Annotated in this window: 12 protein-coding genes; 5 read left to right on the forward strand and 7 right to left on the reverse strand. The window is 63.0% G+C overall.

Going from position 1 to position 14,800, the window contains the following annotated elements; genetic code table 11:
* On the reverse strand, positions 1-982 hold a 982-nt coding region (locus AC2FL1_RS11670), incomplete at its 3' end, for an Hsp70 family protein (RefSeq protein ID WP_496877041.1).
* A 145-nt stretch (positions 983-1,127) separates the two neighbouring features.
* Between AC2FL1_RS11670 and pncA the strand changes: the two genes are divergently transcribed.
* The 3 genes from pncA to pncB all read left to right on the forward strand — a co-directional run bounded on the left by pncA (position 1,128) and on the right by pncB (position 5,402).
* Entirely contained in the window at positions 1,128-1,718 is a 591-nt protein-coding gene (gene pncA / locus AC2FL1_RS11675; RefSeq protein WP_496877042.1) for a bifunctional nicotinamidase/pyrazinamidase, read from the forward strand.
* A gap of 78 nt (positions 1,719-1,796) precedes the next feature.
* Entirely contained in the window at positions 1,797-4,028 is a 2,232-nt protein-coding gene (locus AC2FL1_RS11680) for an ATP-binding protein (RefSeq protein ID WP_496877043.1), read from the forward strand.
* An 84-nt stretch (positions 4,029-4,112) separates the two neighbouring features.
* A complete protein-coding gene (gene pncB / locus AC2FL1_RS11685; RefSeq protein WP_496877044.1) occupies positions 4,113-5,402 on the forward strand; it encodes a nicotinate phosphoribosyltransferase in 1,290 nt (429 codons plus the stop codon).
* A 56-nt stretch (positions 5,403-5,458) separates the two neighbouring features.
* Here the strand turns inward: pncB and AC2FL1_RS11690 are convergent, their stop codons facing one another.
* The 6 genes from AC2FL1_RS11690 to AC2FL1_RS11715 all read right to left on the reverse strand — a co-directional run bounded on the left by AC2FL1_RS11690 (position 5,459) and on the right by AC2FL1_RS11715 (position 12,910).
* A complete protein-coding gene (locus tag AC2FL1_RS11690; RefSeq protein WP_496827374.1) occupies positions 5,459-6,373 on the reverse strand; it encodes a DMT family transporter in 915 nt (304 codons plus the stop codon).
* 2 nt (positions 6,374-6,375) lie between these two features.
* On the reverse strand, positions 6,376-7,827 hold the full coding sequence (locus tag AC2FL1_RS11695; RefSeq protein ID WP_496877045.1) for an aldehyde dehydrogenase family protein: 1,452 nt from the start codon (positions 7,825-7,827) through the stop codon (positions 6,376-6,378).
* Positions 7,828-7,959: 132 nt separating this feature from the next.
* Positions 7,960-9,558, reverse strand: coding sequence for an ABC transporter ATP-binding protein (locus AC2FL1_RS11700; protein WP_496877046.1), 1,599 nt, complete (start codon positions 9,556-9,558; stop codon positions 7,960-7,962).
* On the reverse strand, positions 9,555-10,370 hold the full coding sequence (locus tag AC2FL1_RS11705) for an ABC transporter permease (RefSeq protein WP_496877047.1): 816 nt from the start codon (positions 10,368-10,370) through the stop codon (positions 9,555-9,557). Before AC2FL1_RS11705 ends, AC2FL1_RS11700 begins: the two co-directional genes overlap by 4 nt.
* Positions 10,367-11,314: an ABC transporter permease gene (locus AC2FL1_RS11710; RefSeq protein ID WP_496827382.1), complete on the reverse strand. Its 948-nt coding sequence runs from the start codon at positions 11,312-11,314 to the stop codon at positions 10,367-10,369. The genes AC2FL1_RS11705 and AC2FL1_RS11710 overlap by 4 nt, the downstream gene beginning before the upstream one ends.
* Before the next feature lie 108 nt (positions 11,315-11,422).
* Entirely contained in the window at positions 11,423-12,910 is a 1,488-nt protein-coding gene (locus AC2FL1_RS11715) for an ABC transporter substrate-binding protein (protein WP_496877048.1), read from the reverse strand.
* A 170-nt stretch (positions 12,911-13,080) separates the two neighbouring features.
* On the opposite strand from AC2FL1_RS11715, the gene panB reads away from it, so the two are divergent.
* Both panB and panC read left to right on the forward strand, forming a co-directional pair.
* Positions 13,081-13,920 (forward strand): 3-methyl-2-oxobutanoate hydroxymethyltransferase, encoded by an 840-nt coding sequence (gene panB, locus AC2FL1_RS11720; protein WP_496877049.1) that lies wholly within the window; start codon positions 13,081-13,083, stop codon positions 13,918-13,920.
* A complete protein-coding gene (panC, locus tag AC2FL1_RS11725; protein WP_496877050.1) occupies positions 13,917-14,774 on the forward strand; it encodes a pantoate--beta-alanine ligase in 858 nt (285 codons plus the stop codon). Before panB ends, panC begins: the two co-directional genes overlap by 4 nt.
* Positions 14,775-14,800 lie beyond the last annotated feature (26 nt).

Genomic DNA, 14,800 nt, shown 5'->3' on the forward strand with positions numbered 1-14,800 from the left:
CGCTTCCCAGATCGGCCCACAGCCCACGTTCGACGATATCCAGCGCGATGCGGCCCACCTCGGCCTCGTTGGCGGCAATCTTACCGGCCTCGACCGCATAGGCCACGTCATGGCCCAGATGCGACTCCAACACCTCGGCCAGCCGTTCGAACAAACGGGGCTGTTCGGCCAGACGGACCCAACGGCGCACCTCGCGCAGGGTGGCAGGGTCATAGACAAAGGCGATCTTTTCCCAGCTGGCCAGATCGTGGAACAGGGCCCTGGGGGCGCTGTGGCTGGCCTCGCCCAGCTCTGCCCCGATCCGGGTCTCGTACCCCATCAAGGGCATGGCGTGATCAAGGCTGAGTATCCGGTCGAAATCGGTCCCGCCGATGCGCAGACCCCGGCTCGCCAACACTTGTGTGGCCGTTCCCTGGCGGTCGCACAGGGTGAAATCCGAGGTGCCACCACCGATATCGACGATCAGCATGCGGCCCTGACCCGCCACCGCCAGCGCCGCCGCCTCGGGTTCGGGCAGAAAGCTGACCTCGTTGAACCCGGCCAGCAGATAGGCTTCGTGCAGGTCGGTACAGGCCTGTGCATCGCGGTCGGCAGAGGCAGAGTGGAAATGCACCGGACGGCCCGACAAGGCGCGATCAAAGCGCTCTCCGCTCAGCCGTTCGGCTCGCGTCCGGATCTCGGCCAGAAAGCGAGCGATGACCTCGATCAGGGTCAGCCGCTCGTTAAGGAACATGCGCGGTTCGCGGGCCAGCGGGGTGCCCAAAATGCTTTTCAGCCCGCGCAGAAATCGGCCCTCCTGCCCGTCCATCATGGCGCGGGCGGCGTCGCTGCCATAGACGTAGCGGCGCGCGGCAAAGTCGATGAAGACGGCTGTCGGCAGGGTCTGTGCGCCCGGCTCCAGCGGCAATACCCGGGGATGACCCGCCTGCACCAGCCCCGCGGCGGTGTTGGACGTTCCGAAATCCACGCCAAGACGCGCCATGACTCCCCTCCCGGTTTGCGAAAGGCGCCCGGATATCGCAGGGTGGCAGACAAGGCAACGGGGGTTTTCCCGCATCGCCCGGCGCGATGGGTGCTTTTCCGGCATCACGCCAAGCGCTAGGCTTGTCCCCAAAAGGGAGGCGCAAATGCATGGCCTGATCGTGATCGACGTCCAGAACGATTTCTGCCCCGGTGGCGCGCTGGCGGTGCCCGAAGGTGATGCGGTGGTGGCGCCGATCAACGCCATGATGGTGGATTTCGATGCGGTGATCTTGACCCAGGATTGGCACCCGGCGGGGCATTCCTCTTTCGCTTCGTCCCATCCGGGCAAGGCACCGTTCGAGATGATCGACATGGCCTATGGGCCGCAGGTGTTGTGGCCTGACCATTGCGTGCAGGGCAGCCCGGGCGCCGCGTTTCACCCGGCGCTGCGGACCGATGCCGATCTGATCCTGCGCAAGGGGTTCCGCGCCGCGATCGACAGCTATTCGGGCTTTTTCGAAAACGACCGCAGCACGCCCACCGGCCTGGAGGGCTATCTGCGCAGCCGGGGCATCACCCGGCTGACGCTGGCCGGACTCGCCACCGATTTCTGCATGCAGTATTCGGCGCTGGATGCGGCGCGGCTGGGCTTTGCCGTCGAGGTTCGGATGCAGGCCTGTCGCGCCATTGATTTGGACGGTTCGCTGGCAGCGGCGATTGCCGCGATGAAGGGGGCCGGGATCGCTCTGACCTGAGATCTGGTTGCGATTTGTTAACGGACTGAAAGGTATAGATTAGGGGCGAAAGGTCATGATCTATCTTTGGGGTCGCCGATGCATGTTGCCGGGTCGCCCGATGTCGACCACCTATCTGACTATGAACGAAGGTACAGCCGGCGTGGCCTGCTGATCCGCTACGCGCGCGGGCGGGTCAAGAATTTCGCCAGTCGCCAGATCATGACTTTTGCGGGTGGTTTCGTCCTTGCCATGACCGAGGGGCTGCGTACCGCCAGCCTGGCGGTGATCGTTGCCCTGTTGGGCGAGGTGATAGATTGTCTATACCTCAATCGTTTGCCGGAACGATTGTGCAACGGGTACGGATATCGCCGTCTTTTGATCGGTAGCACCCTCACTGCCTTCGTTCAGGCTCTGACGATCAGCTATTGCGTCTGGCTGGCATGGACAGGCGCGCGCAGCGGGGCATCACCACTGTTCATCGGCTCGTTCCTGGCTGGGGCGGCCATCAATGCCGGGCTTGTGCTGCCGTTTCATCGCCCCGCCGCCGTTGCGCGGCTGGCGGTCTATGCCGGGATCACGCAATACCTCTTCCTGATTGAAGCGATAAAGCCGGGCAGGGTGGGCGACGCCCTGTTTCTGAATGCATCCGGCGCGGTGATGCTGGCCTTTATGGTCGGGCTGTTCCTGAATTTCGTGAACTGGGGCTTTCGTCAGCATCGGCGCACTACTCTGGACCTGATCGAACAGGGTCGTGACCTCGTCCGGCACCAAAAAGAGGCGCAACTGTTGTCGCTCGTCGCCAAAAACGCCAATGACAGCGTCATTCTGGCCGATGCCGATGGTCGGATCGTCTGGACGAACGAGACGTTCACGCGCATCACCGGCTATTCCGTGGACGAAGCCAAGGGCTTCTACCCCGGTGATCTGCTCAACGGCGAGAAGACCGATATTGAAGTGTCGAATGCAATTGCCGAAGCCGTCGAAGCGGGTCGCCCTTTTCGAACCGAGATCCTGAACGTATCCAAGGATGGGCGCGAGATCTGGATGGAAACCAACCTGGTCCCGGTTCTGGACAGGAACGGTCGGGTCGAGGTCACCGTTGCCATCGAGCGAGATGTGACAGCCGCAAAAGCACAGGCCGAGGAACTGGCTGCGGCGCGTGTTGCGGCGGAAGAAGGCGCCCGTGCCAAAGCGGAATTCCTCGCCACGATGAGTCACGAGATCAGGACTCCGATGAATGGTGTCGTTGGTATGGCAGAGCTGTTGTCGGATACCGAGTTGTCGGAGGAGCAACGACAATATGTAAGCACGATCCGAAGTTCCTCGACGGCGCTGCTGGCGATCATTAACGACGTACTTGAACTTTCGCGCCTGGATGCCCGCAAGATGGAGTTGCATCCCGTGAATTTCGATCCCAGGGCCTGCCTTGAAGAGACGCTGCGGCTGTTACAACCGCAGGCCCGGGCAAAAGGGCTCAAGCTGACTCTTGAAACAGATACGGACCTGCCGCCGTTGGTGCATGGCGACGATGGCCGGTTGCGTCAGGTTCTGATCAACCTGCTAGGCAATGCGATCAAGTTTACCGAGCGCGGCGGTGTGACCCTGCGCGTGCGGGCCGAGGCGCAGGAGCCTGGGCACCTATTTGTCATCGAGGTCGAGGATAGTGGAATCGGCATCGCTGCAGACAAGATCGAGCGGGTGTTCGAACGGTTCTCGCAGGCTGATACCGATACCACGCGGCTCTATGGTGGAACCGGCCTGGGATTGACGATTTCGCGCGAATTGGTCGCCTTGATGGGAGGCCGGATCGCGGTCGTGTCCACGCTGGGTCAGGGATCGTGTTTCACGCTTCGCCTGCCACTTGGGCCAGCCGGCGATGCAGGTGCAAATGCGAACACCCAGACTCTTTCGCCTGATGAGCTAGATCGGTTGCGCGGATTATCGGTGCTGGTTGCCGATGACAACCGGGTCAATCGCCTTTTGATGGGCAAGTTCCTGGCCGATCTTCCGATCCGTCTGGATTTCGCCCATGACGGTCAGCAGGCGGTTGCGATGGCAACGCGGCAAGAACCGGATATCGTCTTCATGGATATGTCGATGCCGGTGATGAGCGGGATCGAGGCGACAAGCCAGATCCGGGCATCAAAGGGGGCGCAACCTCTGATCGTCGCGTTGACCGCAAATACATTTGACAGTGATCGCGCTGCTTGTCTTGCAGCGGGGATGGACGATTTCCTAAGCAAACCCGTGGGTCGTGCCGATCTGTTTCGCTGTCTGCTGAACCATCTGCCACCGCGGGACGCGACAAGAATGAAGGCTTCAGGTTGATCAAGCGCAGCCGCGACCGGGCGAATTGCCATGACCGTAAGGCTGGCGTATCCATGGGTGATCCATTCTGAACGAGGGACATCCGTGGACATCGCAACACGCGTCTATAATCACAAGTGGAAGATCGATCCGATTGTCCGCTCCCTGATCGACACCGATTTCTACAAGCTGCTGATGTGCCAGTCGGTGTTCCGGAACAAGCCCGACACACAGGTCACCTTCTCCCTGATAAACCGTACGACGCGGATCCCGCTGGCCCATCTGATCGACGAGGGCGAATTGCGCGAGCAACTTGATCACATACGCTCGCTGCGCCTGAGCCGTGGTGAGAGCACCTGGCTGCGCGGCAATACCTTTTACGGCAAGCGGCAGATGTTCCGGCCGGATTTCATGGAATGGTTCGAGGGGCTGCAGTTGCCGCCCTATCATCTGGAACGCCGCGGCGATCAATATGAGCTGACCTTCGAGGGCAACTGGCCCGAGGTGATGCTGTGGGAGATACCGGCGCTGGCAGTGCTGATGGAACTGCGCTCGCGCGCGGTGTTGCATGACATGCGCCGGTTCGAGTTGCAGGTGCTTTATGCCCGCGCGATGACCCGGGTCTGGGAAAAGATCGAGCGCCTGCGCAGGATCGATGGGCTCACAATCGCTGATTTTGGCACCCGTCGGCGGCACTCCTTTCTGTGGCAGGATTGGTGTGTACAAGCCATGATCGAAGGGTTGGGGCCGAAATTCACCGGCACATCAAATTGCCTGATCGCAATGCGGCGCGAGGTCGAGGCGATCGGCACTAACGCACATGAACTGCCGATGGTCTATTGCGCCCTGGCTGAGACGGACACCGAACTGGCGCGTGCGCCTTATGACGTGCTGAGTGACTGGCACGAGGAGCACGACGGCAACCTGCGCATCATCCTGCCCGACACCTATGGCACCAAGGGGTTCCTCGACCGGGCGCCAGACTGGTTGGCCGGCTGGACCGGTATTCGGATCGACAGCGGCGATCCTGCCGAGGGGGCCGAAACCGCCATCGCCTGGTGGAAGGACCGCGGTGAAAACCCGACCGAGAAGCGGATTATTTTCTCGGACGGGCTGGACGTGGACAAGATCGCCGAGCTGCACGCCCGGTTTGCCGGGCGGGCCAAGATTTCCTTCGGCTGGGGAACTTTGCTGACCAATGATTTCCGGGGACTGGTACCGGACGATGGGTTGGCGCCGTTTTCGCTTGTTTGCAAGGCGGTCTCGGCCAATGGGCGACCGACGGTGAAACTGAGCGACAATCCGGAAAAGGTAATGGGCCCCGCTAACGAGATCGCACGTTACAAGCGGGTGTTCGGAGTCGGGCAGCAAACCAGCTATGCGGTCGAAGTGTAGACCGAAATCCGGCACGGATTTCGGATCGTTTTCCGGCCCGGAAAACGATCCGAATTTCAGTTTGAAATTCGGCGCCCCGCCCGCGATCTGATCCTTTCGCGCCAGACGATCATCAGCCCACCACCCGCGATGAAGAACGCGCCGGGGAACAGGTCGCCCCAAGGGGTCTCGTCGAACACCAGCCAGCCCGCGACAAAGGCGATGGGAATGCCGAAATAGCTGAAGGGGGCCAGATTGCTCTGCTCGGTCATCCGGTACGAGGCCACCAGACACAGCACCGCTGTTCCTCCGAACCCTCCCATTGCAGCGATCCAACCCAGGTCGGACCATTGAACAAGTGGGGTGAACCCGCCGCTCAGCAGCGCCAGCGCCAGCGCTCCGAACAGAGCGGCCACAACCGAATAGAGGTTGATCAGCGCGCTTGGCACCGCGCTGTCCATCTGACGCGCCGAAACGCCAGTCAGGGCGTAAAGAAACGCGGCCCCCAGCGGTGCCAGCGCATCCAGCGTGAAACTCTCGCTACCGGGTTTCATTACCAAGAGCACCCCGGCAAATCCCAGCAGAACCGCGGCCCAGCGCATCAGCCCCACCCGTTCGCCCAGCAGCGGTACCGCAAGAGCGGTCATGAACACCGCATTGGCATAGGTGATGGTCGAGGCGGTCGCAAAGGCGAGCTTGCCCAGCGAATAGTAGAACAGGAACTGGGCAAAGGTCACATAGACCCCGCGCATCAGCCCCAGCCGCCACTGCCGGATGCGCCACGGCCGCCCTGCACTGTGCCAGGCAGGCGAGGACCACAGCGCGATCACGCTGGGAAAGACGCCGAAGAAGTTGCGATAGGCTGACAGTTCGGCCGCACCATAGCTCGGCGACAGGTATTTGATGATAAGCCCCATCATGTCGAACAGGACCAGCGCCAGCAGCGACAAAAGGATGGCAAGAACCACGTTATCTCCGCTGCGCGCGCTCATCCTCAGCCGTGCCGCGCGGCGACTGTCTTGAGTTGCGAAAAGCCGTAGAGCGCTTCGAAGCCTTTCTCGCGCCCATGCCCGGACTTGCCGACCCCGCCAAAGGGCAATTCGACCCCGCCCCCGGCGCCATAATTGTTGATGAAGACCTGACCTGCCCGCAACCGCTTGGCCAGCCGCATCTGGCGCGCGCCGTCCCGGGTCCAGATGCTGGCGACAAGCCCGTAATCGGTTCCATTGGCGATTGCGACAGCCTCATCCTCGGTGTCAAAGGGGATCAGGACCTGCACAGGGCCGAATATCTCGTCATGCGCCAGCGCATGATCGGGGGACACATCAGCGAACAGTGTCGGTCGCACATAGGCCCCGGTTTCGGGGGCGTGGTCCACGATCCGGCCTTGTGCCGCGATGGTTAGGTCGGCGCCTCGGCTCAGAAACCCGGTCACGATCTCCTTTTGCCGGGCCGAGATCAACGGCCCCACCCGCAGATCCTCCATCGCGGGGCCGACGGTCAATTCGGCATAGGCCGCAGACATCCGCGCCTTGACCTCTTCATACACACCGCGCTGTGCCAGGATGCGGGACGAGGCAGAGCAGGTCTGGCCGGCATTCTGGCACCCGGCATTCACCAGGAAAGGCAGCGCGGCATCCAGATCGGCGTCGTCGAAGACCAGCTGCGGCGACTTGCCCCCCAGTTCCAGTGTCACCGGCACCACATTGCGCCCCGCCGCCTGTTGCACCAGCACGCCGGTAGCGACCGATCCGGTGAACGAGATATGGTGCACGCTCGGATGCGCCGACAGCGCCGCGCCCGCCTCGGCCCCCAGCCCCGGCACCACGTTCAGCGCACCTGCGGGCAACCCCGCCTGCATCGCCAGATCGGCAAAGGCCAATGCGGTCAGGCACGCCTCTTCGGCCGGTTTCAGAACGCAGGCATTTCCCATGGCCAGCGCCGCCCCGACCGAGCGGCCGATGATCTGCATCGGATAGTTCCAGGGCACGATATGGCCGGTGACCCCGTGCGGTTCGCGCAGGGTATAGACGGTATAGCCATCCAGATAGGGGATCGTTTCGCCCATCACCTTGTCGGCGGCGCCGCCGTAGAATTCGCAATACCGCGCCAGCGCCACCGCATCGGCGCGGGCCTGGGTCAGCGGCTTGCCCACGTCCGCTGCCTCGATCACTGCCAGATCCTCGACCCGCTCCAGCACCAATTGGCCCAGCCGGGACAGGATGCGGCCCCGCTCGGTCGCGGTCATCCGGCCCCAGTCACCAGCGAGCGCAGTCTCTGCCGCGGCTACGGCAGCGTCGATATCAGGCGCGGTGCCGCGGGCGATGCGGCAGATCTCGGTGCCGTCAGAGGGGTTGATCAGTGGCAGTGTGTCGCCGCTGGCAGCCGATTGCCATTGGCCACCGATAAGGCAGAGCGTGGGATCGAACCAGAGGGGAAGGGTCATTGCGGTCTCCTTGTCGATGGCAAAGCAATAGTTCTTCGAAATCGGCTGGCCTTCGGGTGCAGATCGGGCTTACCGGGCAGAGTGGTTGCGAGGCTATGTTCCCTGGCTGGGGAATAACTGACAGAAGAAGGGTCATGCCCGTCGCGCCCCGGTTTCGGGAAGCAGTGGCGCGGCGGCGATCAAGGCTTGGGTATAGGGGTGCGCGGGTGCGGAAAAGACCTGTTCTGTGTCGCCTTGTTCGACGATACGGCCCGATTTCATCACCAGAACCCGGTCGGTGATCGTGCGCACCACGCTCAGGTCATGGCTGATGAACAGATAGGTCAGGTCATATTCGGAACAGAGCTGCGCCAACAGGTCGAGGATTTGCGCCCGGACCGAGACATCAAGCGCCGAGACCGCCTCGTCGAACAGGATCAGCTGAGGCCGGATGATCAGCGCGCGGGCAATGGCGATGCGCTGGCGCTGGCCGCCGGAAAACTCGTGGATGTACTTGCCCGCATCGTCGGACGACAGGCCGACGGCGGTCAACATCTCGGCGATGCGGTCGCTGCGCTCCGACCCTGTTGGCGGCGCATCGAGCAGGTGAAACGGCTCGGTCACCAGCCGGTCGACCCGGTGGCGCGGGTTGAAACTGCCGTATGGATCCTGAAACACGACCTGCATACAGCGGCGGATTTCGGGATTGGCGCGTTTGCCGTCATAGACCGGTTGCCCCGCCAGACGGATTTCGCCGCCCTGTACTGGTTCCAGCCCCAGGATAGCGCGGGTCAGTGTGGACTTGCCACAGCCGGATTCGCCGACCAGCCCCAGCCGCTCGCCCCGGTTCAGGGCAAAGCTGACACGATCCACCGCGCGGTGATGGCCCGGGCGCGCAAACAGCCGGGTGCGCGGCAGGGCATAGTCGCGCACCACCTCCGACACCTCGAGCAGCGGCACGGGTGGTGGTGGCGCGGGCAGGGTCACGCGGTGACCCGAGGCGGCGAACAGCATCTTGGTATAGGGATGACTCATACCGGTCAGCAGGCGCTGTGTCGGGGCGGCCTCGACTACCTCGCCATGGCGCATGACGGTGATATGGTCGGCCATGTCGGCAACAACGGCCAAGTCATGGGTGATCATCAGCATGCCCATGCCGTATTCCTGCACCAACCCCTTGAGCAGGTCGAGGATCTGCGCCTGCGTGGTGACGTCGAGCGCGGTTGTCGGCTCGTCCGCGATCAGAAGTTTCGGGCGTAGCGCGATGGCCATGGCGATGACCACGCGTTGGCGCTGTCCACCGCTGAGTTCATGCGGATAGCGCGACAGCGGGAACCGGTCAGGCGGCAGGCCGACGCGGGTCAGAACCTCGCGCGCGCTCTCCTCGGCCTTGTCGGGCGTCATCGCCTTGTGGATCAGGATCGTCTCCATCACCTGATCGCCGATGGTCTTGACCGGGTTCAGAGCCGTCATCGGTTCCTGAAACACCATTCCGACCGCCGCGCCGCGCAGGGCGCACATCTGCGCTTCGGGCAGGGCCAATATCTCTTGCCCGTCCAGCCGGATCGAGCCGCTGGCGCGCGCTCCCCCGGGCAGTAGTTGCATCACCGCCAGCGCCGTCATCGACTTGCCCGAGCCGCTCTCGCCGGTGACGGCCACGATCTCACCCGCGTCGATGGTCAGTGAGATGCCCTTGAGGATCTCATAGGCATGGATCGAGAGTGACAGGTCGGTGATCTGCAACAGGCTCATGTGCGGGCCACCCTGAGCCTGGGGTCAAGCCAGTCGCGCAGCCCGTCGCCCATCAGGTTCAGACCCAGCACCGTCAGGATGATGGCAAACCCAGGGATCAGCGCCAGATGCGGTGCAAAGCTGACCATGGTCTGTGCATCGGCCAACATCCGTCCCCAGCTGGGCGTGGGTGGTTGCGCGCCAAGTCCGACATAGCTCAGCCCCGCCTCGGCCAAAATGCCCAGCGAGAACTGGATGGTGCCCTGCACGATCAGCAGGTTGGCCACGTTGGGCAGGATATGTTCGGCCGAGATACGTGCCGCGCCCTTGCCCGCGACGCGCGCGGCCAGGATGAACTCGCGCTCCCACAGGCTGAGCGCCGCGCCACGGGTGATGCGGGCAAAGACCGGGATGTTGAAGATGCCGATGGCGATGATGGCGTTGACGGCGCCAGCGCCAAAGACCGCGGTGATCAGGATGGCGATCACCAGCGAGGGGAAGGCAAAGACCAGATCGTTGCCGCGCATGATCAACTCGTCCAGCCACGACCCCTTGCGCGCCGCGGCGGTCAGGCCCAGCGGCACGCCCAGGCTCATGCCGATGCCCACCGCCAACAGGGCGACGGCGATCGAGGTGCGCGCGCCCACCATGATCATCGAAAACATGTCGCGCCCGAAATGATCGGTGCCGAACCAGTGCTGCGCATTCGGGGTTTGCAGCTTTGCCGGGATGTTCATCGCGGCATGGTCATAGGGTGTCCAGACGAACGAGACGAGCGCGGCCAGTACCACCAGCGAGGACAGGCCCGCGCCCAGGATCAGGTTGCGGCTCATGTCCGGGACCTCAGGCGCGGGTCAACGAGAGCATAGGCCAGGTCGACCAGAAAATTGACCACGATCACCGCAAAGACCAGAAGCATGACGACCGATTCCACCACGATCAGATCGCGTGCCGAGATTGCCTGAAACACCAGCCGCCCGAGGCCGGGCAGATAGAACACCTGCTCGATGATGATCGACCCGGCCAGCAGGAACGAGAATTGCAGGCCTATGATGGTCAGCACCGGGATCAGAGCATTGCGCAGCCCGTGCCGCCACAGTGCCTGCCGGCGGGTCAGACCCTTGGCCCGCGCAGTGCGCATGAAATCCTCGCCCAGGATGTCGAGCAGGGCCGAGCGCATCACCCGAGCCAGGATCGCCGCCTGCGGCAGGGCCAGCGCGATGGCGGGCAGGGTCAGCGAATGCAGGCCCGCGGCCAACCCCTTGTCCCAGCCCGCAAAGCCGCCCGCATTGAACCAGCGCAGGTTGATGGCAAAGATCAGCACCAGCATCATGGCGAACCAGAAATTGGGCACCGCAACGCCCAGTTGGGTCGCGCCCATCACCGCCAGATCACCAGGCTTGCCCCGGCGAGCGGCAGCATAGATGCCGGCGGGCAGGGCAATGGCGGTGGACAATGCCAGCGCGTAGAGCGCGAGCGGCAGCGAGACCCAGAGCCGGTCCGCGATCATCTGCGAAACCGGGGTGCGATAGGTGTAAGAGGTGCCGAAATCGCCGCGCAGCATGCCGGTGACCCAGCTGAGGTAACGCTCGACCTTTGACTGATCCAGACCCAACTCTGTGCGCAGCGCGGCCAGCGTATCGGGCTGCGCGTTGACTCCCAGCATGAACGAGGCGGGATCCCCCGGGGCGATCTCGATCACCGCAAAGATGACCAGGCTGGCAATGGCCAGGCTGATCGCAAGCGAGAGCGCGCGTTTCAGGCTGTAGCGGAGCATGTCGGGTCGATACCACCCATTCGGAAAAAAGACCCGCCGCCGGAGCGGCGAGCCAGAAAATCGCAGATTTTCTGAGCCATTTTCTGGGTCAGAAAATGGTCTCGCGCCTCATTCGGACCAGCTGATCGCGGACAGGTCGGTCGCGGCGGTGGGTGCATTGGCCCACAGGCCCTGCACACCGGCCTTGGCCACGCTCAGCGCGGCAAGCTGGAACAGGTAGCCGTTCACGTAATCCTCGGAGATGATACGCTGCGCCTGTTGCATCAACTCGGTCCGCTTGTCCGGGTCGGTGGTCGAATTCAGCGTCCCCATCAACTCCTGAAAGGCCGGGTTGTCGTACTGGAAGTAATAATCAGGCCGGGCATAGATACCGATATCCATCGGCTCGGTATGGCTGACGATGGTCAGGCCAAAGTTCTTGCCCTTGAACACGGTTTCCAGCCATTGCGCCCATTCGACATTGATGATCTCGGCCTTGATGCCAACCGCCGCCAGCTGCGCCGCGATGATCTCGCCGCCGCGCCGCGCATAAGAGGGCGGCGGCAGGTGCAGCGTGGTTTCGAACCCATCCGGGAATCCGGCCTCGGCCAGCAGCGCCTTGGCCTTGACCGGATCGAAGGCCGAGTTGCCGGTCAGATCGACATAGGCCGGGTTGTGCGGTGCGAAATGGGTTCCGATCGGCGTGCCATATCCAAACATCGCCCCATCGATGATCGCCTGGCGGTCGATTGCATGGGCCATCGCCTGACGGACCTTGACGTTGTCAAAGGGCGCCTGCTTGTTGTTGGTCGACAGGATCGTTTCGCCCTCGGTCGAACCGACCAGCACCTGGAACCGGGGGTCGGCTTCGAATTGCGGCAGGTTCTCGGGCGCGGGGAAGCCGGTGAACACGTCCACATCCTCGGCCATCATTGCGGCGAAGGCGGCTGTGGGGTCCGAGATGAACTTGAACGTCGCTTGCGCGAGCGCCGGCTGGTCACCCCAGTAATCGGTGTTGCGGTTCAGCACGATCTTGTCGCCCTGCACCCATTCGCCAAACGTATAGGGGCCGGTGCCCACCGGCGCGGTCTTGATGTTCTCGATGCTCTCGGGCGCCACGATCACCGCATCGCCCCAGGCCATGTTGAACAGGAAATTGCCGTTGGGTTCGGTCAGCGTCACCTTTACGGTCAGTGGATCGACAATATCGACACTGTCGATGCCGGCGAACAGTGCCTTTTGCGCGTTGGCGCTTTCTTCGGCGCGGGCGCGATCTAGGCTGAACTTGACGTCCTCGGCATCCATGGACGAGCCGTCATGGAAGGTCACGCCCTCGTGCAGCTTGAAGGTGTAGACGGTGCCATCCTCCGAGATCTCCCAGCTTTCGGCCAGGGCGGGGACGATCGATCCATCGCCCATAAAGCGGGTCAATCCCTCGAAAATATTCACATAGACCACCGAGTCGATGGCCTGCGCCGCGGCGCTGGTTGGGTCCAGATGCGGCGGCTCCAACTGCATTGCGATGGTGATGTCATCCTTGGCCCAGGCGGCCCCTGCGATCAAAGCGGCACTCAGCGCCAGACCAGAGACAAACCCCTGTTTTACAAACCGTTTCATTCCAACTCTCCCCGTTTGGTTTCGTCTGACGGGATCGTGACCCCGCCACGGATTGCCTCACTGTTTCCGCAAATCCCGGGGCAATCAAGAAATTGTTGGCGAAACCGGGCTTTCGCTGCGAGTGCGAAATATCTATGCTGCAATGCAACATTTTCTGCGGAGGACTGGAAATGAGCGCGACCGCCCGCAAGACCGCCCCCAATGCCCAGGATATCCGGGCGCTAAAGGGGGGCGTGCCGCTGGTCAGCCTGACCGCCTATACGACTCCGATGGCGCGGCTGATGGATGGGCATTGCGATTTCGTGCTGGTGGGCGACAGCGTCGGCATGGTGCTGCATGGGCTTAGCTCCACTCTGGGCGTCACAATGGAAATGATGATCCTGCACGGGCAGGCGGTGGCGCGCGGGTTGGAACGCGCGATGCTGGTGATCGACATGCCATTCGGCAGCTACGAGGAGGGCCCGGCTCAGGCGTTCCGCAATGCCGCCCGGCTGATGGCCGAGACCGGCGCTGGTGCGGTCAAGCTGGAAGGCGGGGTCGAGATGGCCGAAACCATCCGGTTTCTGGTGAAACGCGGCATTCCGGTGATGGCCCATATCGGGCTGACACCGCAGTCGATCAACACGTTGGGCGGATACAAGGTACAGGGCCGCTACGAGCAGGCCGAGGCGGTGCTGGCCGATGCCCATGCGGTGACCGAGGCGGGCGCGTTCTCGGTGGTGCTGGAAAAGGTGCCCGCAACGTTGGCCGACCGGATCACAGCCGAGGTTGCGATTCCGACCATCGGCATCGGGGCCTCGGCCGGGTGTGACGGACAAATCCTGGTGGTTGATGACATGCTGGGTTTTTTTACTGCGTTCAAACCGAAATTCGTCAAACGCTATGCCGATCTGGGTCCTCTGGCCGAAGCGGCGATTGCCGAATACGCCGCCGAAGTGCGCGCGCGCAGCTTTCCGGCGGCGGAACATGTGTTTGGCGATCAGGCCCCGGTCAAAGGTCCCAAGACATGAACGCGCCGATCCTGCGCAAGCTGGGTGATCTGCGCGCCGCCACCGCCGGCTGGAAGCGTGCGGGCGAGAGCATCGGCGTGGTGCCCACGATGGGCGCGCTGCATGACGGGCACCTGTCTCTGGTCGCGGCGGCCAAGGCGGCTTGTGACCGGGTGGTGGTGACCATTTTCGTCAACCCGAAACAGTTCAACAGCCCCGAGGATCTGGCCAGATACCCCCGCACCGAAGAGGCCGACGCCGCCAAGCTGGCGCCTTACGGGGTCGATGCGATCTATGTGCCCGACCCCGATCAGATATATCCTCGGGGGTTTGCCACCACCGTCTCGGTTTCGGGCCTGACCGATGTGATGGAGGGTGCGTGCCGCCCGGGCCATTTCGACGGCGTGGCGACCGTGGTGGCCAAGCTGTTCCTGCAAACCGGGGCCGACCGGGCCTATTTCGGCGAAAAGGATTACCAGCAGATGATGCTGGTGACGCGCATGGCGCAGGATCTGGATATCCCGATCACCGTGATTGGCTGCCCCACGGTGCGCGAGCCTTCGGGCCTGGCGATGTCATCGCGCAACATGCGGCTGTCGGCAGAGGGGCTGGAGCGGGCCGGTCGGCTTTATCCCGTCATGCGGCAGGCGGCCGAGCGGTTGGCAGCTGGCGATTCATTTGGCGATCTGGCGCCCGCGGCGCGCGAGGCACTGGGTGCCGCCGGTTTTGTCGATATCGAGTATTTCGATCTGCGCGCAGCGGACAGTCTGCGCGCGCTTGACCGACCCACCGAACCCGCGCGCCTGCTGGTGGCGGCCTGGCTCGATGGGGTGCGGTTGATCGACAATATCGCGGTTCCCCAACTAAACGATTAGTAGGGGCTTCCTGACACGTCGGAAAT

The sequence above is a fragment of the Ruegeria sp. YKSF070 genome (assembly GCF_059612725.1).